This window comes from Pseudomonas sp. BN607 (genome assembly GCF_029871175.1).
Lineage (GTDB): Bacteria > Pseudomonadota > Gammaproteobacteria > Pseudomonadales > Pseudomonadaceae > Aquipseudomonas.
The window spans coordinates 30,483-51,254 of the sequence record NZ_SSOE01000056.1 but is presented as its reverse complement, the minus strand read 5'-3'; the positions used below and the strand labels follow the sequence as shown (position 1 = coordinate 51,254).

The following is a 20,772-nucleotide window of genomic DNA, read 5'->3' as shown; positions in this document are numbered from 1 at the left end:
GCACGATCCCACAGGCGCTGCCAATATCCGGTCAGGCGTTTCTCAGCCTCCCCCGTTACATATGCCTTACCGCCCCGGCACCAAGGTCAAACGCTGGTTGCCATACGCCCGCCCGAAATTCTGCGGCTGCAGTGGCAGGCTCATGAAACGCCCTTTGAACCAGGCATCCAGCGCGTCGCCGTGGTGCGCGCTGGCCGGGTTGCCGGACTGGCCGCTGCTGGTCAGCACCTGCAGCGGTTCGGCCTGACTGAAGTCGACGATCATCCGCGCCGAGGCCGGCAGACGGGTATCGAAGTCGCTGCCCCAGGCGTATGGGGTGAGGGCCAGGGTGCTGAAGTCGCCGCCTGCGGCCAGCGGCGAGCGGCTCAGGGCGTCGCCCAGGCCATGGTAGGCCGGTGCCGGCCAGCGATACTGGTGCAGCTTGCCCCACTGCCAGGCCCGGCGGTCGGCCCCCAGTTGCGCGGTGCCGGCATCCACCGCGCCCGCCAGGCTGCGGGCGAGGATGGTGGGCTTGTCTTCTTTCTGCGCGGTGTTGCGGTCATCCCAGAACGGGCTGTCATCACGGCCCAACAGGTGATCGGCCTGTGCCGAGAATGACAGCCGTGCATTGCTGACAAGGGCTTGCCAGGCCGGGCCAGACTCCGGTCCGAGGTCGTCGAGGAAGGTCTGCCGCGCCACTTCCTGAAGGAACAGTTCGTACAACGCGGCATCCGCCGACACCGGGCTCAGGCGGCCATCGAAAGCCTTGAGCCGGGTCAGTGCCTCACGGGCCTTGTCGCGCTGGGCGGGAGGCAGGGCGTCGATCGCCTGCTTCAGTGGCAGGGCCATGCCGGGGGCGTCGAACATCTGCTTGAGCTTGTCAGCCAGCAAGGTCACCTGGTCGTTCTGCAGGGCCATCAGGCTGCGGCTGTCGTGGCGACCGTTGCCTGCCAGCTGGGCCAGGCGTTCGGCGCGCTCAGGGTAGTACCAGGTATTGGACAGCTGCATGCCATAGCCACGCGGCTGACTGCGCTGGTTGGCGTGGCCGATCCAGCCCGCGCTCGGGTCCTGGTCATACGGGTGCAGCATCGGGTCGGCGTAGCCGTCCCAATCGTAGCGCCCGTCCCAACCTGGCGAGGGTAGCAGGCCCTGGCCTTCACGGCGGTTCGGGTAGCGGCCACTGACTTGCCAGCCGATGTGCTCGGGTTCGGCGAATACGAAGTTCAGCGCCGCGGCAGTCACTTCACGGGTGCTGTCGAACGCCCGCTCGACGTTGCTGGCCCGGGTCAGGTTGAACAGCGCATCCAGGCTGCGGTCGGCCTTGAACTGCGGCAGGTTCAACGCCAGGCCCAGGCTGGCGTTGTCTGGCTGAGCCAGCAGGGTGCCGTGACGGGTGTCGTACATGACCTCGCGCAGCGGCCGTTGGCCGCGGACGAAGAAGGTTTCGCTACGGGGGCGGGCGGGCAGCCATTTGCCGTCGGCCAGATAGTTCAGCTGGCTGCCCTGGCGACGCAACTGCTCCAGGAACAAGTCCTGGTTGTCGGCCATGACCGCGCTGCTGCTCCAGGCCAGCTTGCCGTTGTAACCGGCCAGCACGATGGGCAGGCCAGGCAGCGACAGCCCGGCAACCTGATATTTGCTGGTATGGATTTGCACCGGGCTCAGGGCCCAGGCCGCGCGGCTGTCGCTGGCCAGGAGGCTTTTGCCGCTGCGGCTGCGCTGCGGGCCCAGGGCCAGGTTGGCGGAGCCTGGGCTGCCGAGCAGGTCGAGATCGGCCAGTTTCTGGCTGGTGGCCGCCAGGGCTGGCAGCCCCGGCAACTGGCTGGCAAGGTTCAGCCCCTTGAGCTTGTCCATTTCGCTGTCCGCCAACGGCTCGTCCGGGGCACCGGGCAGCAGCCAGGCCAGCTTGTCGCTGCCGACCTTCTGCGCCAAGGTCAGGGCGCTGAGCTCTTCCTGCAGGTTGACTGACTGGCTGAACGCGTACAGGCAGAAGATCAGCGCGGAGTCCTCGGGCTTCCAGTATTCCGGGCGATAGCCAGTGCTGGCCAGTTCGGCAGGCAATTTGTCGCGGTAGCGGAACAGGTAGGCGTTGACCCCGCGCGCATACACTTCAAAGAAGCGCTTGAGCCGTGGCGACGCGTCGGCATATTGCTGGGCGGCGCTCTGCTTGAGGTTGGCGGCGCGCATCAGGCGGTCGATGTCCAGTGCTTCGCTGCCGGCCAGTTCAGCCAAGCGGCCTTGGGCCAGCAGGCGCATGGCGACCATCTGCTCGATGCGATCGCCGGCATGTACATAGCCCAGGCTGAACAGCGCGTCATGAAAGCTGCTGCTTTCGATCAGCGGCGCGCCCATGGCATTGCGCCGCACCGAAACATTCTGCGCCAGGCCCTTGAGCGGCTGCACACCACTGGTCGGTGGCACGCTGTTCTGGTAGCCGCCCGTCTGGCAGCCGGCCAGCCCGAGCATGCCGAGCAGCGTGGCAGCGGTTGCGAACCGCGGGCGGAAGGGTGGAAAGGCGGGGGCGGCCATGGCAAGGGCTCCTGCAAGGCGAGGCTGGTTTGGAAAGGCGCTAAAGGTAGTTAGCGCGCAGGCGCCATGCAAGGTCCTGGGTCGGTTTATTTGCCGGCGGCGGATCAAACGTCGAAGTGATCGGCCAGGGCGTCCGAAAAATGTGTGCAATTGATACGTGCGTAGCGCCGGTAGTCCCGGGTGACAGCAAATGCAGAACCGGGCATCAGCAGGATCTTGTGCTGTTCCAGTTTGCGCATGAAAGGTTGCAGGTCGGGCAGGTCTGGGTGGTAGACCCACAGGAACATACCCCCTTGCGGGGCAATTTCGAACTGCCAGCCGCGCTCGAGCAACAGGCGTTGGGTTTGCACTTGCTGGCGAATCAGGCGCTGCTGCACGTCCTTCATGTGCCGGGCATAAGTGCCATCCGACAATATGGTGTTGACGAAGCGTTCGCAGAACGCCGGCACGGCGACGCAGGTCAGCAGCTTCAGGCGCGTCAGCGGTTCGATCAGGTCTTGCGAGCAGGCAATGAAGCCTACGCGCAGTGAGGCCGACAGGCATTTGGAGAAACTGCCCACGTAAATGACCCGGTCCAGGTTGTCCAGTTCGGCGAAGGTCTGGCGCACGGCCGGGCTGAAGTCGCCATACACATCGTCCTCGACCACGTAGAACTCGTGCTCCACCGCCAGGCGCAGCACGCTGAAGGCGATGTGTGGGCTGATGTTACTGCCGGTCGGGTTGTGGAAGGTGCTGTTGCAGAAGAACGCCTTGACCTTGTGCGTGGCCAGGTAGCTTCGCATTTCGTCCACATCCGGCCCGTCCTGGGTCCGCCGGATGCCGACCACGTGCCCACCCGCCAGCTGGATCAGCTTGATCAGGTTGCCGTTGCCCGGCTCATCGACGAATACATGGTCGCCCGGCTTGATCAATAGCCGCGCAACCAGGTCCAGCCCTTGGGTGGCGCCCAGCGTGGTCAGCAGTTGGTTGGGGCGGGCTTCGACGCGGGTCAGCCGTTTCATGTGCACGCACAGCTGCTTGCGCATGGGCAGGTAGCCCTGGATATCGCCATATTCGGCCAGCGAACTTTGTTCCAGCCGCGCGGTGCGCCGGATCGCCTTGGCCAGTAGCTCGGTGTCGCGCCAGGCGGGCGGCAGCCAGCCGCTGCCCAGTTTGGTGTAGTGCTGGCCACCCTGCAGCAGGCGGAACAGCGGGTCGCCGGCCATGCACTCGGGCTCGTGGATCACGCTGGCTGGGCGGCTGCGGTTGGCAACGAAGTAGCCGCGGCCGGGTGACGCCGTCAACACCCCCTCGCTGACCAGCTGGGCATAGGCCGACACCACATCGTGGTAACTGAAGTCGACGGCAGCCGTCAGCTTGCGAATCGAGGGCATGCGCTGGCCAGGCAACCATTCACCCGCATCCAGGCGTTGTTTCAACAGGAGATGAAGGTTGCTGGTGATCATGGCAGGTCCGAAACCGTTAGAAAAAAAAGCCTAACAGTTAACGGAAATGCTTGTCGACTGTTCGTTTGCAAGTGGCCAGTACATGCCACTATCCCCTTGTCGGAACTTTCGGCTGCCCGCCTTGGCAGCACATTTAACGTCTGTTCAAACCAGACAACTGGATATCGAGCCCTGCCCCCTATGGACATGCAATCAGCCGTCATTGCCAGGCTTCCTGTGCCTGATGAACTGGAGTCATACAAAGTTGTAAAAAACCTTGTGACCTCTGCGTTATTGGAGTGCTGTTCAATTGAAGAATTTGAAGCGCTGAAACTCACAGCGATTATTGATGAAGTGACCGAGCAGGCGCATGCCGACCTGCTGGCATTTGCCATGAAGGACCCGGCCGCCGGCCGTGACCTCATCTTCATTGCCAGAACCTATACCTCTTATTCCGCTGTGTTGCATTACCGGCTTGCCCACTGGGTCTACAGCAACAGCGCAGCTTCATATGGCGCCGGCGGCCAATGCCTGGCCGCCATGATTTCACGGCGCGGAAAAATGCTTTCTGGGGCTGAGATCCACTTCCGTAGCCGCATCGGCGCGCGCTTCATCATCGATCACGGCATGGGCACCGTCATCGGCGAAACCTCGACCATTGGTGACGATTGCTACGTGCTCGGCGGCGTCACCCTGGGTGCTCGCGGTATCAGCGACAACCCGTCGAACGCGAGGCATCCGACGCTTGGCAACCGCGTGCAGATCGGCGCTTTCGCCAGTGTACTGGGTGCAATCCATGTCGGTGATGGCGCCTTTATCGGGCCGGGTTGCATTGTGACCAAAGACGTTCCTGCTGCTGCCCGGGTGCAGGTTAAAACATCATTGCAGGTGGTACTTGAATCATGAACGCTCTGAACTATGAAGTTATGCGCAATACCGAAAAACTGTATTACAAGGATCAATACCTGGCGGGTGCCAACACGCAGGTTACCCGGGTGCACAGTGACGGCATCGAGTTGCAAAGTACCGTCGCTTATCCCGAAGGTGGCGGCCAGGAGGCGGACTTCGGCACGATTGAACTCCCCATGGGTACCGTGCGATTTGTCTGGGTTAAAAAACTCTACGGCAGCCCCATTCGCCTGGAAGGTTTCAAGGGCGGAAAGCTGGGCGGCATCATTATTCACAGCTTGCACCCTGACGACCTGCATGTGTTGGATGAGGTCACGGTCGGCATGCCGGCCCGCGTCACCATCGACGTTGAACGGCGCGAACGTCTAACGCTTTCGCACAGTGCCAGCCACTTTCTGTATGCCGCTGCCGTCGGGCTGCGGGAGGAACTGAAGCAATGGACCATCGGCTGCCATATCAAGGAGGACACGGCCCGCTTCGACTTTTTGGTCGAGGACGCCTTCACGGCAGAGGACGTGGTCGAGATAGAACGGCGGGCGAATGAACTGATCGGCTGCAACGCGCCCATCGAGCACTACGCGGTCGAGGGGCTGGAGGACGCCCGCTTGTGGACCTACGACGGCATCGAGATCCCGTGCGGTGGCACGCACCTGGATTCACCTCGACGCATCGGGCGGCTGAGCGTTCGGCGCAAGCGTCTGGGCAAAGGCAAGGAACGGCTGATCTGCGTGTTCCCTGATGCCGAAATCGACCTGTCCACCTATCACGAGCATGCACTATGACCAGCACCCTGCCGCGGCGCACTTACCTGTATTTCAGCGCACAGTCGATCAACCTGACCACGGCGGTCATGTCGGTAACCATGGCTGCCATCGTCGGTGCCGCGCTGGCGCCAGATGCCGCGTGGTCTACGGTGCCTTACGGCTTCCAGTTTCTGTGCCTGATGCTGGCAACCTATCCGGTTTCCAGGTTGATGAGCCGCATTGGTCGCAAGAAAGCGTTCATGCTCGGCGCGATTCCCCTGGCGCTGTCAGGCGTCAGCGGCTTTCTGGCGGTGCAGCACCAGCACTTCGCAACCTTGATACTCAGCCATTCTGCGCTGGGTGTGTACATCGCTTTTGCCAACTTCAACCGCTTTGCAGCCACAGACAACCTTGCCCAGGCCCTGAAACCCAAGGCCCTTTCGCTGGTCGTGGCCGGCGGCGTCATCGCTGCCGTGGTCGGGCCGACGCTCACCGAATGGCTGCGCGACATGGGCGGCTATCCGTTGTTTTCGTTGTGTTACGCCGCGTTTGTCGGCTTGGCGCTGCTGTCACTGCTGATCGCCCTGTGCCTGCCCAACGATACCCACACGGCCAATGCGGCCAACAGCGCCGTCAGATCGGCCAGTGCCCGCGCCGAGCCGGCAAGCCCGAGCGTTCTAGTGGCAATGGCCGTCGCTGCGCTGGGCTACGGGATCATGAACCTGCTGATGATCCAGGCCTCGATGCACATGAAGCACATGCACCAGGACTTTACCGACGTGCGTTTGGCGATCCAATGGCATGTGATTGCCATGTTTGCGCCGTCGTTCTTTACCGGTGCAATCATCCAGCGGCTAGGCATCAGGACCACAATCTGCGCAGGCCTGGCCCTGTTGATCGGTTGCTCGGCGTTGAACATCTGGTCGCACAGCTACGCCATGATGACCCTGGCGCTGGTTGCTCTCGGGCTCGGCTGGAACCTGACGTATGTGGGGGGCGGTGCCTTGCTGGCGCAGTCGCTGCAGAATAGCCCGGCAGCGATGCAGATGCAGGGCAAGAACGACCTGGCCATCGCCATTTTCGCCACCATCGGCGCCTTCAGCCCTTCGCTGTTGCTGAGTACGGTCGGCTGGGACGGTACCAATGCCATTTGCATGGTCTTGTGCATCGGCCTGCTCATCGCCACTGCCGGCCTGCTGCAGAACAAGGCCTGCCTGCGTGCTTCAATGGAAGGTGGCCGCAAATGAGCGAGCTGATCAGCGTCAGTGAACGCATCTATACCAAGCTGGAAATGAACAACCCGGGTGGCAGCCACAAATACCGTGCGGCCCGGCGCATCATCGAGCATGCCGTTTGCAATGGCGACATCATCCCTGGGGTGACGACCGTCATCGAGAAGACCGGTGGCAGTTTCGGCTTTGGCCTGCTGGCGGCTTGCCACAAGTATCAGGTTGCGGTCGAACTAGCCGTTGGGCTGAGTTTCAGCCAGACCAAGCGTGACTTGCTGGAGTGCTTCGGTGCCCGGTTGATTGGCAAGGAAATGCTCCTGGCCGGTGCAACACCCAAGGACGTGGTGATGCACCACCTGGAAAACCAGGCCGCGCTGGGCAAGTCATACTTCTACACCGACCAGTTCAACAACCCTGTGGGGGTCGAAGCCCATCGGTATCAGACCGCCAGCGAACTGGCCGTGCAATTGACCAATGCCGGTGCGGGGCGGGACATCTTGTTTGTCGGCTGTGCAGGTACGGGTGCCAGTTTCACCGGTATTACCCTGGGGTTGAAGGATCATGGCTTTGACGTGTCGACGGTGCTGGTTGACCCCAGCGGCTGTGATTCGCGGGCGGGTGTGTTCGCCGATCATCGCTTCGAGGGCATGGCGGTGGGGGTTTGCCCGCCTTTCATGGACTGGTCGCTGGTGGACGAGCGGGCCCAGGTGCAGCACGCCGAAATGCTGGCCGCGCAACGCTGGTTCTACATGCAAAGTGGCATTTTCGTGGGCAATACCGCCGCCGCCTGCCTGGCGGTTGCCCAGCGCATGGCGCAGCATCCGCGCTATGTCGAGACTACCCTGGTGACCATCGCCTATGACGCTGGCCTGTGGTATCAGGACCTGCTGGGGACGAGCCGGCGTAACGCAGCGTAGCTCCATGCAGGTACAGGTCGGCCTGGAGCCTGCACGGTTCATGTGGCAGCGGGCTTGCCCGCGACGGATCCAGCACGGTAGATGGCACCGGCTGTGCCGGTGATCGCGGCTACAGCCGCCCCCACAGGTACAGCGCCAGATTGGTTGCCTACTGCGATGGGCGGCTAATCAGGCCCCGTGGCACTTCTTGAACTTTTTCTCGCTGCCGCACGGGCACGGGTCGTTACGGCCGACGTCCTTCAGGGCGTTGCGGACCGGTTCCTGGTGACCGTGGTTGCAGTGCGGGCCGTGGACATGGCCGTGGTCGTGATGATGGTCATGGTCGTGGTTGCAGTCAGGGCCATGAACGTGGGGTTGTTGGGACATTGCAGGGTTACTCCGGGATATGATCGCCGGGGATTATCTCACCACTGCGCGATAAGTGCAGGTCCCGGTGGATGAGCAGCCCGGTGGCCAGTTCGCCCTGCAGTGTGTAGTGCAGCGGTTGCTTGCTTCTGAGCAGCTTGGCCAGCGGCTTGAGGTGTTGCCACAGGTTGGTTCGCGCGGTGATCTTGAAGGTGCGCCCGGCATGCCCGCCGACGCTGCGCCAGAGGCTGGTCTCGTCCTGCACCAGCAACAGGTCGTTGAGCCGTACGGCATATGACAGGCTGCGGATGAACAGGCGGCTGTCGTTGGGGTTGTCGACCTGCAGGTGCAGCACGAACTCCTGCTGCAGCAAACTGGCCTTGACCGTTTCGACCTCGACCAGGCGTACCTCAGGTTCGCGCCAGTCGTCACCGCCCCAGCTCGCACAGCCGGCCAGGCATGCCATCAGCGTAGTGAGTAGCAGCAGGCGGGCGCGGGCCGTCATGATCAGTTCGCCACGTAACTGGCACAGCACTTCTTGAACTTCTGCCCGCTGGCGCAGGGGCAGGGGTCATTGCGCCCGGCCTTCAGCCCGACCGTGGGGTCGATGAAGTACCAGCGCCCGGCGTGCTGGACGAACGCCGAGCGCTCGCGGTGCTGGTGGTCGCCGTCCAGGTCGTGCCAGCGTGCGGTGAAGGTGACAAAACCGTGCTCCGGCTGGCCACCGAGTACTTCCGCGCTTTCCACCTCCAGGCCCAGCCAGGTGCTCTGCGCACTCCAGGCAGCCATGGCGACGCGGTCCAGGTCGGCTTGCTGGGCGGGCAGCGTGGTGGCCACCAAGTAGTCGACCAGGCCCAGTACGTAGGCACTGTAGCGTGAACGCATCAGCGCCTGGGCATCCGGCGCCGGGGTGCCGGCATGGTAATGCCCACAGCAGGCGTCGAGCAGGTTGCCACTGCCACACGGGCAGACCGAGACACTCATCATCACCACCAGTACTTGCCGAAGTTTTCAGGGTTGGCCCAGAACCGGGCATTGAGCCAGTCCGGGACCTGCTTGTAGTCATGTAGATCATAGGTGAACAGGCTCAAGACCTGCTGGTCACGCCTGAATTTCTCGCTGGCCGACAGGGCCAGGGCGAAGAAGTCGGTGTCCTGCCAGCCACAGGCGGCCAGGTCGGCCAACACGGCAACCCGGCTGGCATTGAGGTTGCGAATGCCACCGAGCAGTTCCAGGCCGGCACGCTTGGGCAGGTGCTCCAGGCAGTCCACCAGCACCGCCAGGTCGAACCGCTGGGCAGCAAGGTCGGCTGGCAGCGGGCCCGGGGCGGTAGTGGCGATGGTCACCTGAGGGTGCGCCTGGGCGAAGGCATCCAGTGCCGGGAAGCGCGTGCCCACCAGCAGCAGGCGTTGCGGGGTGAAGCGCTCGAGCAGCGCCGCCAGGGCTTGCTGCGGGGTGCGTTGGGAAAAACCGTCGGTCATTGCCTGTCCTCGTTCAAGTCGTCCAAGACTAGCTGGCCGCAGCGTGTGGGCAAAGAGGCATGTGACCGCGTCGTGGCTTATTGCTGGCAGCATTGGAATGCGCGGTCTTTACTCCCAGAGATCGGCCATATGCCGATTCCCCTAGGAGAAGCAATCAAATGAGCATAGTACGCACAGCGTTACCCCTGGTACTGCTCACCAGTGTGTTGACTGGTTGTGCAGGTTTGCAAAAAACCGACTGGCCGAAATGTGCTGCCGTCGGGGGTGTCGGCGGCGCCGCCCTGGGCGCTATCGAAAGTTCCAGCTGGGCGGGCTGGGGTGCGTTGCTGGGCGGTGGCCTGGCAGCGGGCTACTGCTGGGCCCATGGCGATGGCGACGAGGATGGCGACGGCGTGCCGGACAGCCGTGACAAGTGCCCTGGCACCCCGCGCGGGGTGCAGGTCGATGCCAATGGCTGCCCGCCCGAGCCGCCAGCGCCAGTGGTCGAAGAAGTGGTGGTGCAGAAGGAAGAGGTCATCGTCATCCGCGATGTGCACTTCGAGTTTGACTCTGCGCGCCTGACCGCCCGCGACAAGGAACGCCTCAATACCATTGCCACGCGCCTGAAACAGGAAGCGCCATCCGCCCGGCTGAGCGTCAGCGGCCATACCGACAGCGTCGGCTCCGACAGCTACAACCAGAAACTGTCCGAGCGCCGTGCCCATTCGGTGACCGATTACCTGGTCGAGAGCGGTGTGCCGCGCAGCAGCTTCATTTCGGTGGTGGGTGCCGGTGAAACCCAGCCAGTGGCAGACAATGCCACGGCCGATGGGCGGGCCATGAACCGTCGTACCGAAATCAAGATCCAGCGGTAAATCGGTATGCGCCCGTGCCTTGAGCAGTGGCACGGGCGCGTCTGCATGCCGGTCAGACGTTGGTGGCCAATGACACAGGAGCATTCAGCATGAGTGTGACGTCGAAGGCGGCATTGCCGCTGCTGGTGGCCGTTAGCCTGCTTGCAGGCTGCGCCACGCACAGTGATGGCAGCGCGCCGCTCAACCAAAGGACCTGGCCCATCTGCAGCCTGTTGGGCGGCCTTGTCGGTGGCGGCCTGGGCGCTATCGAAAGCTCTACGTGGGCGGCTGGCGGCGGTGCCTTGGGCGCGATCGCCGGCGGATTGATCTGTTATGCCCAGGACGGTGATGAAGATGACGACGGTATTTTCGATCGCCGCGACCATTGCCCCGACACCCCTGGCAACACCCCGGTCGACCACATGGGTTGCCCGTTGAAGGAATACCCGGCAGCGCCGCCGGCCACTGCTCCCGAACCCTCGCCTGAAGTGATCATCCTCGATGACAACGGCGCGGTGATGTTCGCCTTCGACTCCGCCGAACTGACGCCAGCGGCCAAGGCGCGTTTGCAGGACCTGGTGGCGAAACTCAATTCACCGACAGTGGCCAAGGTCAGGGTGATCGGCCACACCGACAGCGTCGGTTCCGACAGCTACAACCAGGCGCTTTCCGAACGCCGCGCCAGCAGCGTGGCCGAGTACCTGATCGGCCAGGGTCTCGAGGCCGGCAAGGTCACCAGCCAGGGCCGCGGCGAAAGCGAACCGGTCACGGACAATGAAACCGAAGAGGGCCGCACACGCAACCGACGGGTGGAGCTGCACCTCAACTAAGCGGTGCTGGCGCCGGTCTTGGCCTTGCAGTTAATGTGGGTCGCACGGCTCGCGCGCGGGCCGTCCCGACATAACGACAATTCATAGGGGCGGGGTATGAAGTTCATCCTGGGCCTGGGCAAGGTCCTGACGGTCGCTTTCTGGGGCGTGGTGTTGTTCAATCAGCTGATGCCACAGCCGTTGCCCTTCAATCTGCTGATCAATGCCGCCGGCATCTTCCTGCTGGGCCTGCACCTGCTTGAGGTACTGTTCTTCAATCGCAGCCTGCGCGGGCGTAGTCACCGCTGGTTCGACCGTTTGCAGATCCTGCTGACGGGTATCTTCCATGTCATGTCCATTCCCCGTGCGCAGGAGGCGCCGCGCAATGCGTAATCTGATATTGCTGGCCATGTTGGCCACCCCCCTGGCCCAGGCCGAAAACCTGGAGGTTGCCGCTAACTCCATGCTGCGCCTGCCCGACAAGTCGGCCAGTGTGCACTTGACCCAGTTGCATGTCGCTGATGCGGCGACCCTGATGCTGCCGGCGACGCTTGCAGAGTTGAAGATTGACCAGCTGGAGCTGGGCCGCGATGCGCGAATTGTCGTGGCCCCCGCCGATAGCCCGCTGCTGATCGAGGCGCGCAGCGCGCGGCTGGGCGAGGGCAGCGAGTTCAGCGCCACCGGGGCGGCGGGTAGCTATCAGCGGGCAGCCCGCTCGGGTCGAAGCCTGGACCTGAAGCTGGCGGAAGTGGATGCCGAGCGGCTAGCGATCGATGCCCGCGGCGGCGCAGGGGCACCGGGTTACGTGGGGCTCGATGGTGGCAACGGCCAGGCCGGTGGGTGCACGTGGGGCCAGGCCAGCCGCGGTGCCAATGGCGATGATGGCGGCAACGGGCACGATGGTGCCCCGGGCGGGCGCATTCGCCTGAGCTTGCCGCAGGGCTTCCCGCAAGCGCGCATCGTCGTGCGCCTGGATGGCGGCGCTCCGGGTAAGCCCGGTGCAGCAGGCAAAGCCGGCAAAGGTGGCGCGAGCAAGGGTTGCCTGGTGTACAGCACTGATGCCGGCGCCAATGGCCGACCAGGCCAGCCGGGGCAGCCTGGCCTGGCCGGGGCTGCAGGGGAGTTGATCCTGCAGCGGCTCTGAACCCTGTGGGAGGCAGCTCCCACCGTTGTCAAGGCACCAGTCGCGAACTGGCCACCACAACCACGGCCAGGCCCAGCAGCAGGTTGATGCCCACCATCCGCCGAATCCGCCCCAGCACCGCCGCGCCCGTCGGCCAGTCCTCGGCCAGCACCGCGGCTTTCAACTCCGGCAGCAGCAGCGCCTGAATACGCATGAACAAGGCAAACATGGCGATCCCGCCACCGATCATCACGTGCACATACTTCGGCGCCGTCTCGAAACCGCTGAAGCGCATGTGCAACATGCCGATACCACTTATCGCCAAAATCGCCACTGCCAGCCAGACCCAGACGAAGAAGCGTCGGAAAACTTCCACCCACAAGCGCAGGCGGGCAGGCCCTTCGAGGGCTGCAACCGTTGCCGGGCGTAGCACCAGCCAGGCGAAGAACATGCCGCCGACCCACACCAGGGCGGCCAGGACATGCAGTGTGTAGGGGAGGGCGAAGGCGAGCATCAGGATCTCCATGCGGCACAATGGGCAATAGCGGGGTATGATAGCCGCCCCATGCGAAACACTGAAAATATATCCAGCCCTCCGGGCGCCTGCAGACCATGATCAGCAACGAACTCAAAGCCACCATCCAGGGCGCCTATACGCGTTTTCTCGAAGCCAAGAGCCTCAAGCCGCGCTATGGCCAGCGCCTGATGATCGCCGAAGTGGCCAAGGTACTTGGCGACATCGCCTGCGACGATGAAGGCCGCCGTGCCGGCGAACCTGCCGTGGTCGCGGTGGAGGCGGGCACAGGTACCGGCAAGACGGTCGCGTATGCCTTGGCTGCAATCCCTGCCGCCAAGGCGGCAGGCAAGCGCCTGGTGATCGCCACTGCAACCGTGGCCTTGCAGGAGCAGATCGTCATCAAGGACTTGCCCGACTTGATGCGCAGCAGCGGCCTCAACTTCAGCTTCGCCCTGGCCAAAGGCCGCGGTCGCTATCTGTGCCTGTCCAAGCTCGACATCCTCTTGCAGGAGGGCCACGCCCAGTCGGCCACCGCCCAGCTGTTCGAGGAAGAAGGCTTCCATATCGAAGTCGACGAGCGCAGCCAGAAGCTGTTCAACAGCATGATCGAGAAGCTTGCCGGCAACCGCTGGGACGGTGATCGCGACAGCTGGCCCGAAGCCCTGGAAGACCAGGACTGGGCGCGCCTGACCACCGACCACAGCCAGTGCACGGGCCGCCATTGCCCGAACTTCCAGCAGTGCGTGTTCTACAAGGCTCGCGAAGGCATGGGCAAGGTCGATGTGATCGTGACCAACCACGACATGGTTCTGGCCGACCTGGCCCTGGGCGGCGGGGCGGTATTGCCCGACCCGCGCGACACCATGTATGTGTTCGACGAAGGGCACCACCTGCCAGACAAGGCCATTGGCCATTTCGCTCATTACTCGCGCCTGCGCTCCACCGCCGACTGGCTGGAACAGACTGCCAAGAACCTGACCAAGCTGCTGGCCCAGCATCCACTGCCTGGCGATCTGGGCAAGTACATCGAGCAGGTACCCGAGCTGGCGCGCGAAGTGCGCACCCAGCAGCAGTTCATGTTCACCCTGTGCGAACAGGTGGCCGACTTCCGCCCCAGCGAGGACACCGAAGGCCGCGAGCGCCCGCGTTACCGCTTTGAGGGTGGCGTGGTGCCGGAACAGATCCGCGAAGTGGGCATCGAGCTGAAAAAGGGCTTTGCCCGCCTCAACGACCTGTTTACCCGCCTCGCCGACCTGCTGAAAGAAGGTATGGACGGTGAGGTCAACATCGGTATCGCCAGCCACCAGGCCGAGGAGTGGTACCCGCTGTTCGGCAGCCTGGTCACGCGCGCCCAGGGCAACTGGGAACTGTGGACGGCCTTTACCGCCGAAGACCCGGAAGACAGCCCACCGATGGCGCGCTGGCTGACCTTGGCCGAGAGTGGTGCGCTGTTTGACATCGAAGTCAACGCCAGCCCTATTCTCGCCGCCGAAATGCTTCGCCGCAGCCTGTGGAGTGTGGCCCATGGCGCGCTGGTGACCTCGGCGACACTGACCGCGCTGGGCAAGTTCGACCGTTTTCGCATGCGTTCGGGGTTGCCACGCGATGCTGTCACTTGTGTGGTGCCCAGCCCGTTCGTGCATGGCGATGCCGGCCTGTTGCGGGTCCCCGACCTGCAGGCCGACCCGCGCGACGCCGCGGCGCACACCGCGGCGATCATCCGCGAGCTGCCGAACATCGTCGAAGGCGCCCGTGGCGCGCTGGTGTTGTTCTCCTCGCGCAAGCAGATGCAGGATGTGTTCGATGGCCTGGACCGTGACTGGCGCAAACTGGTACTGATCCAGGGCAACCTGTCCAAGCAGGAAACCCTGAACAAGCACAAGGCGCGGGTCGACGACGGCCAGCACAGCGTGTTGTTCGGCCTGGCCAGCTTTGCCGAAGGGGTCGATTTGCCGGGAGCGTACTGCGAGCACGTGGTCATCGCCAAGATTCCTTTCTCCGTGCCCGACGACCCGGTCGAGGCGGCATTGTCGGAGTGGATCGAGGCCCGCGGCGGTAACCCGTTCATGGAAATTGCCGTACCCGACGCCTCGCTCAAGCTGATTCAGGCCTGTGGCCGCCTGCTGCGTACCGAACAGGATCGCGGCATTATCACCTTGCTGGACCGGCGTCTGGTCACCCAGCGCTACGGCAAGGCTATCCTCAATGCGCTGCCGCCGTTCCGGCGGGAGATTTCCTGACCGCCGGAGCACTTGCTCCGGCGTGTTGTCCATTACTCAGTCTTGGGGCCATGACGGCCCTGAAGGAGAGCCTCAGCCTTATGGTCCGCCGTACCCTGCCTGCCGTTTTCGCCCTGTTGTTCAGCTCGCCCTTGCTGGCCGGGCAGCAGACGCTGTTCAGCTTCGTGCGCCCGGCCTCGGTGGTCAATGTGGCGACCGAGGATGCCGGCATGCCGCAGTACAACGCGGAGCAAACGGCCGAGGGCGAGGTGTTGCGCCGCGTGGTGTTCAATCCGGCCCAGCGGCCCACCCTGCGCCTGAGCCCCCAAGGCGGGGTATGGGACTGGTCCACCGGGCAGTTCCTGACCTTGCGCCTGCAAAGTGCCATGGACTGGGCGTTGACTGTGGATGTGACGGTGCAAGGTAGTGACGGCCGCACCCTGACCAGCCGTATCGACCTGCCTGCTGGGCCCGCGCAAACCGTGATGGTGCCGCTGACCGCCAACTCGCCGCTGAGCCAGGGCATGCGCGCCGGCCCACCGATGCCGTGGAACCACGGTGGTCAGCGCCTGCTGCTGAGCAGCAGCGCCGGCGCGGTCGACCTCAAGCAGGTGGCTTCAGTGAGTCTCAGTATTCCCAACCCCAAGGTGGCGCAGAGCCTGCTGATCGAGCGCGTCGGCATCCAGGATGACGACCAGGCGTACCAGGCGGCCTATCAAGGGTTGATCGATGCCTATGGCCAGTCCACCCGCGGCAACTGGCCGGAAAAGGTGGCGGCTGACGAGCAGCTCAAGGCCGCGGGTGCACGTGAACAGCAACAGCTCAAGGGCTGGCTGGCAGAGCGCGGCAAGCAGCAACTGGACGCTTACGGCGGCCTGGTGGCCGGGCCGGCTTTCGCGGCCAAGGGCTTCTTCCGTACGGAAAAGCGTGACGGCCGCTGGTACCTGGTGACTCCGGAAGGGCACCCATTTTATTCCCTGGGGGTGAACGCCGTAGCGGCAGACGGCGGGCGGACCTACGTCGCCGGGCGTGAAGGTATGTTCAAGGCCCTGCCGGGCGAGGCAGATGCCCTGTCGGCGTTCTACGGCGAAGGCAACAACGACGATGGCAATGCCTCGTCGAAAGGGCGCAATTTCAAGAAGGGTCGCTGGTTCGACTTCTATGCCGCCAACCTGCAGCGCACCCACGGCAAACCCTGCCCTCCCGCCACCGAAGGGCAGCCGGCCAGTTGCCCACCGCTGGTGCTGGACGCGGCCCGCTGGCAGGCCCATGCACTCGACCGGCTGCAGGCCTGGGGCTTCAACACCATCGGCAACTGGAGCGAGCCTGCCTTGGGTCAGGCCCGGCGCATGCCATATACCCTGCCGCTGTCGATCGTCGGTGACTACGCCAGCATCAGCACCGGCATGGACTGGTGGGGCAGCATGCCCGACCCGTTCGACCCACGTTTTGCCATGGCCACCGAGCGCGCCGTGGCGATTGCTGCCCGTGATCACCGTGACGACCCCTGGCTGATCGGCTACTTCGCCGACAACGAGCTGGCCTGGGCTGCGCCTGGCAGCGACCCCAAGGCACGCTATGGCTTGGCCTATGGCACCTTGCGGCTGACCACCGACGTGCCGGCCAAGCGCGCCTTCCTCAAGCAGTTGCGTGACAAGTACCGTAACCAGGAAGGCTTGTCCAAGGCCTGGGGCATTGAACTGACGGCTTGGGAACTGATGGAAGACCCGGGCTTCGAGGCGCCATTGCCCAACCCTGAGCACCCCGAAATCGAGCGCGATTATCAGCACTTCCAGCAGGTCTTTGCCGAAACCTACTTCAAGACCATTGCCGATGCGTTGAATTGGCATGCACCCAACCACCTGCTGCTGGGTGGCCGCTATGCCGTCAGCACGCCCGAAGCGGTCAAGGCCTGTGCCGAGTTCTGTGATGTGCTCAGTTTCAACTTTTATACCCTCAAGCCACAGGACGGCTACGACTTTGCCCGCCTGGCCGAGCTGGACAAACCCGTGCTGGTGTCGGAGTTCCAGTTCGGCTCGCGCGACCGCGGACCGTTCTGGCCGGGCCCGCTGGAGCTGGTTCGGGAGGAAGACCGTGGCCCGGCGTACGGTAACTTCCTCAAAGCGGCCCTGGCGCAGCCGATGATCGTCGGCGCGCATTGGTTCCAGTACCTCGACCAGCCGGCCAGCGGCCGGTTGCTCGACGGTGAGAACGGCCATCTGGGGCTGGTAGCGATCACCGATATGCCGTATCCGGGTTTTGTCGATGCTGTGCGCAAGAGCAACCTGCAGGCCATGGCTCAGTTGCGTACCGAACTGGAAAAACCGGCTCCCTGACTGATGCACAAGTGCTGTGGGGAGCGGGCGCTTTTGCTCCCCACAGAAATTGCTCAGGGTTGTGGGGTTCTGGCAAACAGCACGTCCAGCTTGGGGACCTTTCATCGCGACCACCCAGCCCAAGGCAGTTTGCAAAACGCCAAACTACTGAAACAATGCACACCTTTTTGAATATGGTCGTACGGAGAGCAGCGGGTGCAGATCCAGGGTCACTATGAGCTGAAGTTCGAAGCCGTGCGCGAGGCCTTTGCCGCGTTGTTCGATGATCCCCAGGAGCGTGGTGCCGCGCTGTGCATCCAGGTGGGTGGCGAAACCGTCGTCGACCTCTGGGCCGGCAGCGCCGACAAGGACGGCCAGCAGGCCTGGCACAGCGACACCATCGCCAACCTGTTCTCCTGCACCAAGACCTTCACTGCCGTTACTGCCCTGCAGTTGGTCGGCGAAGGCAAGCTGGCCCTCGATGCTCCGGTGGCCAACTATTGGCCCGAGTTTGCCCAGGCCGGTAAACAGTCGGTTACCCTGCGCCAGTTGCTCAGCCACCGTGCCGGTTTGCCGGCCATCCGTGAGTTGCTGCCGGCCGAAGCCCTGTATGACTGGCAGACCATGGTCGATACCCTGGCGGCCGAGACCCCATGGTGGACGCCAGGCACGGAGCACGGCTATGCCGCCATCACTTACGGCTGGCTGATCGGCGAGCTGATCCGGCGTGCCGATGGCCGTGGCCCAGGTGACTCGATCGTGGCCCGTACCGCTCGGCCGCTGGGGCTGGATTTTCATGTTGGCTTGGCCGATGAGGAATTCGACCGCGTGGCCCATATCGCCCGTGGCAAGGGCAACCCCGGGGACGCGGCGGCGCAGCGCTTGCTGCAAGTGACCATGCGCGAGCCCGAAGCCCTCTCGACACGTGCCTTTACCAACCCGCCGGCGATCCTGACCAGCACCAACAAGCCGGAATGGCGGCGCATGCAGCAGCCAGCGGCCAACGGCCATGGCAACGCGCGCAGCCTGGCGGGTTTCTATGCCGGGTTGCTGGACGGCAGCTTGCTTGAATCCGAACTGCTCGACGAGTTGACCCGCGAGCATAGCCTCGGCCAGGATCGCACCTTGCTCACCCAGACCCGTTTCGGCCTGGGCTGCATGCTCGACCAGCCTGACGTGGCCAACGCTACCTTTGGTCTCGGCGCCCGTGCTTTCGGCCACCCAGGTGCCGGAGGTTCTGTCGGTTTTGCCGACCCGGAGCACGATGTGGCATTCGGTTTCGTGGTCAATACCCTCGGCCCATATGTACTCATGGACCCTCGCGCGCAGAAGCTGGTACGCGTGCTCGGCAGTTGCCTTTGATCGGGTAATGCGGGTATTGGCCCACCCCTTTGACTATCCTCAATGCCAACGCCTGAAGTGCCTAGGCAAAATATCTTTCTATTTCATGGTGTATCGCTGATGTCTTCACATAAAACCTTAGCACTCGCCCTGTGCCTGACCGCCGTTACCGGCTGCGCCAGCCACGCCCCGGACGGCTCCAAGGAAGGTGGCTCCAGCTGGTGGCCTTTCGGTTCGGACAAGGTAGCCGAGCAGGAAGTGAAGGCAGCCGTCACTGAAAAAGTGACCAAGGCCGATGCCAAATCCGAAAGCGCCAGCCGCTGGTGGTGGCCGTTCGGTGGTGACGAAGCGCAGGCCAAGGGCCCTGTGGTACCGAAAATCGACCAGAAGGCCACTCAGGCCTGGCTGGACGAGTACGAGCCCAAGCTGCGTGAAGCGATCAAGGACAGCAAGCTGGAACTGGAGCGCCGCGACAACGTGCTGGCCGTTACCCTCCCGGTGGACAGCTCATACAACCCGGACCGCCCGAACATGCTGCTGCCAATGACCCTTGGCCCGATCACTCGGGTGGCCAAGACGGTTGAAGGTGACCCCAAGACAGCCGTGCTGGTACTCGGCCATGCCGACACCAGTGGTGCCGCCGCTGCCAACCAGAAGCTCAGCCTGGAGCGCGCCGCTTCGGTATCGGCCATCTTCCGTCTCAGCGGCCTGCAGCGTGACCGCCTCACTCTCAAGGGCATGGGCTCGGTGATGCCGCGCGCCGCCAACGACAGCGCCGAGGGCCGCGCACTGAACCGCCGTGTGGAAATGCTGCTGACCCCGCAAAACACCATGGTCGCACTGTTGGCCAAGTACCAGCAGGCCGCCCCGGCACCTGTCCCGGCCTCGATGGTGGCAGTCCAGGATGCCAAGGCACCAGCCACCAAGGCCACCGACAGCAAGGCGGCGGCCAAGCCGGCAGCTAAAAAGCCGGTCGCCAAGGCCAAGGCCCCTGCCAAGACTGTAGCCAAGAAAAAAGCCGCGCCGGCCAAGCCAGCCGCCAAGCCAGCCGCGAAAAAAGCTACCACTGATAAAAAAGTAGCTGCCAACAGCCCTGCGAAGACCAACTGATCGTCAAGGAACGCAGCAATGACCCAATCCCTGGCCGATATGCGCCGCGACTACACCCGTGATGGCCTGGCTGAAGCCCAGGCCCCGGGGGAGCCCTTCGCACTGTTTCACCAGTGGTTTGCCGATGCGGTGAAAACCGAGCAGGCACCTGTGGAAGCCAATGCCATGACCCTGGCTACTGTGGACGGCGAAGGCCGCCCACATTGCCGTGTATTGCTGCTGAAGGGGCTCGATGAGCAGGGTTTCACCTTCTTCACCAACTACGAAAGCGCCAAAGGCCAGCAAATGCAGGCCAACCCGTTTGCCGCCATGACCTTCTTCTGGCCGGCGCTGGAGCGCCAGGTTCGGATCGAAGGGCGGGTGGCAAAGGTTTCGGCCAAGGAGTCAGATGATTACTACCAGGTGCGCCCCTTGGGCAGCCGCCTGGGGGCTTGGGCTTCGCCGCAGAGCCGGGTCATTGCCGGGCGTGAAGAGTTGGAGGGCTTGGTCAAGGCAACCGAAGCGCGTTTCTCGGATACTCAGCCGCATTGCCCGGAGCATTGGGGTGGTTACCGTTTGCTGCCTGAGCGTATCGAGTTCTGGCAGGGGCGGGCTAGCCGCCTGCATGACCGTCTGAACTACCGGTTGGTGGATGGGCAATGGCTGCGCGAGCGGCTGGCGCCCTGAGGTTTTGGGGCCGCTTTGCGGCCCCTGCAATGTTCACGCTTACCCCGGATAGCCCGCCGCCTCCCGCTCCAACCACCCCGCCAGTTCCTTGCGCTTTACCCTCTCGACCCGCGCCTGCTCCAGCTTCTGCAGCATGTAGACCCGCTTCTGCGGATCCGCCCCCGCCAGCGACAACGCCTGGTCACGGTCCATCCATCGGCGCATGCGCACATACAGCCACCCGTGGAAATACAACCCTGCAACGGTGGCGACCACGACGATGAAGTAATCCATGGCTATCCTT

General features: G+C 63.6%; 21 protein-coding genes. 13 read left to right on the top strand and 8 right to left on the bottom strand.

The genetic code is table 11. From position 1 onward, the window contains the following. Positions 1 to 66: 66 nt before the first annotated feature. Positions 67 to 2,508, bottom strand: coding sequence for a penicillin acylase family protein (locus E8E68_RS14170; RefSeq protein WP_280342339.1), 2,442 nt, complete (start codon positions 2,506 to 2,508; stop codon positions 67 to 69). A 104-nt stretch (positions 2,509 to 2,612) separates the two neighbouring features. Then, a complete protein-coding gene (locus E8E68_RS14165; RefSeq protein WP_280342336.1) occupies positions 2,613 to 3,953 on the bottom strand; it encodes a PLP-dependent aminotransferase family protein in 1,341 nt (446 codons plus the stop codon). 180 nt (positions 3,954 to 4,133) lie between these two features. On the opposite strand from E8E68_RS14165, the gene E8E68_RS14160 reads away from it, so the two are divergent. Genes E8E68_RS14160 through E8E68_RS14145 form a run of 4 tightly spaced genes read left to right on the top strand, consistent with a single transcriptional unit; the run spans position 4,134 to position 7,730 of the window. Then, a complete protein-coding gene (locus E8E68_RS14160; protein ID WP_280342333.1) occupies positions 4,134 to 4,838 on the top strand; it encodes a serine O-acetyltransferase in 705 nt (234 codons plus the stop codon). Continuing rightward, a complete protein-coding gene (locus E8E68_RS14155; protein ID WP_266028754.1) occupies positions 4,835 to 5,623 on the top strand; it encodes an alanyl-tRNA editing protein in 789 nt (262 codons plus the stop codon). The genes E8E68_RS14160 and E8E68_RS14155 overlap by 4 nt, the downstream gene beginning before the upstream one ends. Next, entirely contained in the window at positions 5,620 to 6,831 is a 1,212-nt protein-coding gene (locus E8E68_RS14150; RefSeq protein WP_266028753.1) for an MFS transporter, read from the top strand. Before E8E68_RS14155 ends, E8E68_RS14150 begins: the two co-directional genes overlap by 4 nt. Beyond that, positions 6,828 to 7,730, top strand: coding sequence for a pyridoxal-phosphate dependent enzyme (locus tag E8E68_RS14145; RefSeq protein ID WP_266028752.1), 903 nt, complete (start codon positions 6,828 to 6,830; stop codon positions 7,728 to 7,730). The genes E8E68_RS14150 and E8E68_RS14145 overlap by 4 nt, the downstream gene beginning before the upstream one ends. A 168-nt stretch (positions 7,731 to 7,898) precedes the next feature. Here the strand turns inward: E8E68_RS14145 and E8E68_RS14140 are convergent, their stop codons facing one another. From E8E68_RS14140 to E8E68_RS14125, 4 genes are read right to left on the bottom strand one after another with little or no spacing between them, the layout of a single operon-like run. Further along, positions 7,899 to 8,096 carry an SEC-C metal-binding domain-containing protein gene (locus E8E68_RS14140; RefSeq protein WP_009684590.1) on the bottom strand — a complete coding sequence of 66 codons (198 nt, stop codon included), beginning with the start codon at positions 8,094 to 8,096 and terminating at the stop codon, positions 7,899 to 7,901. Positions 8,097 to 8,103: 7 nt separating this feature from the next. After that, a complete protein-coding gene (locus tag E8E68_RS14135) occupies positions 8,104 to 8,580 on the bottom strand; it encodes an LEA type 2 family protein (protein ID WP_280342328.1) in 477 nt (158 codons plus the stop codon). Positions 8,581 to 8,582: 2 nt separating this feature from the next. Next, the gene (locus E8E68_RS14130; protein WP_110742831.1) at positions 8,583 to 9,059 is read right to left on the bottom strand and encodes a YchJ family protein; all 477 of its coding nucleotides are present in this window, start codon (positions 9,057 to 9,059) and stop codon (positions 8,583 to 8,585) included. A 2-nt stretch (positions 9,060 to 9,061) separates the two neighbouring features. Continuing rightward, the gene (locus E8E68_RS14125) at positions 9,062 to 9,556 is read right to left on the bottom strand and encodes a DUF6231 family protein (RefSeq protein ID WP_280342324.1); all 495 of its coding nucleotides are present in this window, start codon (positions 9,554 to 9,556) and stop codon (positions 9,062 to 9,064) included. Between the two features lie 158 nt (positions 9,557 to 9,714). On the opposite strand from E8E68_RS14125, the gene E8E68_RS14120 reads away from it, so the two are divergent. From E8E68_RS14120 to E8E68_RS14105, 4 genes are all read left to right on the top strand, one after another. Continuing rightward, positions 9,715 to 10,410 carry an OmpA family protein gene (locus E8E68_RS14120; RefSeq protein WP_266028751.1) on the top strand — a complete coding sequence of 232 codons (696 nt, stop codon included), beginning with the start codon at positions 9,715 to 9,717 and terminating at the stop codon, positions 10,408 to 10,410. A gap of 89 nt (positions 10,411 to 10,499) precedes the next feature. Beyond that, positions 10,500 to 11,219 (top strand): OmpA family protein, encoded by a 720-nt coding sequence (locus tag E8E68_RS14115; protein ID WP_266028750.1) that lies wholly within the window; start codon positions 10,500 to 10,502, stop codon positions 11,217 to 11,219. A gap of 96 nt (positions 11,220 to 11,315) precedes the next feature. Next, positions 11,316 to 11,591 (top strand): DUF1145 domain-containing protein, encoded by a 276-nt coding sequence (locus E8E68_RS14110; protein ID WP_266028749.1) that lies wholly within the window; start codon positions 11,316 to 11,318, stop codon positions 11,589 to 11,591. Further along, positions 11,584 to 12,342 (top strand): collagen-like protein, encoded by a 759-nt coding sequence (locus E8E68_RS14105; protein ID WP_280342319.1) that lies wholly within the window; start codon positions 11,584 to 11,586, stop codon positions 12,340 to 12,342. The genes E8E68_RS14110 and E8E68_RS14105 overlap by 8 nt, the downstream gene beginning before the upstream one ends. A gap of 28 nt (positions 12,343 to 12,370) precedes the next feature. Here the strand turns inward: E8E68_RS14105 and E8E68_RS14100 are convergent, their stop codons facing one another. Next, a complete protein-coding gene (locus E8E68_RS14100) occupies positions 12,371 to 12,835 on the bottom strand; it encodes a CopD family protein (protein ID WP_280342316.1) in 465 nt (154 codons plus the stop codon). Positions 12,836 to 12,933: 98 nt separating this feature from the next. On the opposite strand from E8E68_RS14100, the gene dinG reads away from it, so the two are divergent. From dinG to pdxH, 5 genes are all read left to right on the top strand, one after another. Continuing rightward, complete coding sequence (dinG, locus tag E8E68_RS14095) at positions 12,934 to 15,078, top strand: ATP-dependent DNA helicase DinG (RefSeq protein ID WP_266028746.1); 2,145 nt, start codon at positions 12,934 to 12,936, stop codon at positions 15,076 to 15,078. An 80-nt stretch (positions 15,079 to 15,158) separates the two neighbouring features. Next, the gene (locus tag E8E68_RS14090; RefSeq protein WP_266028745.1) at positions 15,159 to 17,393 is read left to right on the top strand and encodes a beta-galactosidase; all 2,235 of its coding nucleotides are present in this window, start codon (positions 15,159 to 15,161) and stop codon (positions 17,391 to 17,393) included. 195 nt (positions 17,394 to 17,588) lie between these two features. Next, on the top strand, positions 17,589 to 18,734 hold the full coding sequence (locus E8E68_RS14085; protein WP_266028744.1) for a serine hydrolase domain-containing protein: 1,146 nt from the start codon (positions 17,589 to 17,591) through the stop codon (positions 18,732 to 18,734). Positions 18,735 to 18,833: 99 nt separating this feature from the next. Next, positions 18,834 to 19,823, top strand: a complete 990-nt coding sequence (locus E8E68_RS14080; RefSeq protein ID WP_266028743.1) for an OmpA family protein — start codon at positions 18,834 to 18,836, stop codon at positions 19,821 to 19,823. Positions 19,824 to 19,841: 18 nt separating this feature from the next. Next, positions 19,842 to 20,489 (top strand): pyridoxamine 5'-phosphate oxidase, encoded by a 648-nt coding sequence (pdxH, locus tag E8E68_RS14075; protein ID WP_280342311.1) that lies wholly within the window; start codon positions 19,842 to 19,844, stop codon positions 20,487 to 20,489. A 39-nt stretch (positions 20,490 to 20,528) separates the two neighbouring features. On the opposite strand, the gene E8E68_RS14070 is transcribed toward pdxH, so the two are convergent. Next, positions 20,529 to 20,762, bottom strand: coding sequence for a hypothetical protein (locus E8E68_RS14070; protein ID WP_110742852.1), 234 nt, complete (start codon positions 20,760 to 20,762; stop codon positions 20,529 to 20,531). Positions 20,763 to 20,772 lie beyond the last annotated feature (10 nt).

Coding starts and splice junctions, on each gene's coding strand:
- E8E68_RS14100 (WP_280342316.1), bottom strand. CDS start 12,835: ATGCTCGCCTTCGCCCTCCCCTACACACTGCATGTCCTGGCCGCCCTG.
- E8E68_RS14155 (WP_266028754.1), top strand. CDS start 4,835: ATGAACGCTCTGAACTATGAAGTTATGCGCAATACCGAAAAACTGTAT.
- E8E68_RS14080 (WP_266028743.1), top strand. CDS start 18,834: ATGTCTTCACATAAAACCTTAGCACTCGCCCTGTGCCTGACCGCCGTT.
- E8E68_RS14120 (WP_266028751.1), top strand. CDS start 9,715: ATGAGCATAGTACGCACAGCGTTACCCCTGGTACTGCTCACCAGTGTG.
- E8E68_RS14070 (WP_110742852.1), bottom strand. CDS start 20,762: ATGGATTACTTCATCGTCGTGGTCGCCACCGTTGCAGGGTTGTATTTC.
- E8E68_RS14165 (WP_280342336.1), bottom strand. CDS start 3,953: ATGATCACCAGCAACCTTCATCTCCTGTTGAAACAACGCCTGGATGCG.
- E8E68_RS14160 (WP_280342333.1), top strand. CDS start 4,134: ATGGACATGCAATCAGCCGTCATTGCCAGGCTTCCTGTGCCTGATGAA.
- E8E68_RS14090 (WP_266028745.1), top strand. CDS start 15,159: ATGGTCCGCCGTACCCTGCCTGCCGTTTTCGCCCTGTTGTTCAGCTCG.
- pdxH (WP_280342311.1), top strand. CDS start 19,842: ATGACCCAATCCCTGGCCGATATGCGCCGCGACTACACCCGTGATGGC.
- E8E68_RS14145 (WP_266028752.1), top strand. CDS start 6,828: ATGAGCGAGCTGATCAGCGTCAGTGAACGCATCTATACCAAGCTGGAA.
- E8E68_RS14125 (WP_280342324.1), bottom strand. CDS start 9,556: ATGACCGACGGTTTTTCCCAACGCACCCCGCAGCAAGCCCTGGCGGCG.
- E8E68_RS14130 (WP_110742831.1), bottom strand. CDS start 9,059: ATGAGTGTCTCGGTCTGCCCGTGTGGCAGTGGCAACCTGCTCGACGCC.
- E8E68_RS14135 (WP_280342328.1), bottom strand. CDS start 8,580: ATGACGGCCCGCGCCCGCCTGCTGCTACTCACTACGCTGATGGCATGC.
- E8E68_RS14150 (WP_266028753.1), top strand. CDS start 5,620: ATGACCAGCACCCTGCCGCGGCGCACTTACCTGTATTTCAGCGCACAG.
- E8E68_RS14140 (WP_009684590.1), bottom strand. CDS start 8,096: ATGTCCCAACAACCCCACGTTCATGGCCCTGACTGCAACCACGACCAT.
- E8E68_RS14170 (WP_280342339.1), bottom strand. CDS start 2,508: ATGGCCGCCCCCGCCTTTCCACCCTTCCGCCCGCGGTTCGCAACCGCT.
- dinG (WP_266028746.1), top strand. CDS start 12,934: ATGATCAGCAACGAACTCAAAGCCACCATCCAGGGCGCCTATACGCGT.
- E8E68_RS14110 (WP_266028749.1), top strand. CDS start 11,316: ATGAAGTTCATCCTGGGCCTGGGCAAGGTCCTGACGGTCGCTTTCTGG.
- E8E68_RS14105 (WP_280342319.1), top strand. CDS start 11,584: ATGCGTAATCTGATATTGCTGGCCATGTTGGCCACCCCCCTGGCCCAG.
- E8E68_RS14115 (WP_266028750.1), top strand. CDS start 10,500: ATGAGTGTGACGTCGAAGGCGGCATTGCCGCTGCTGGTGGCCGTTAGC.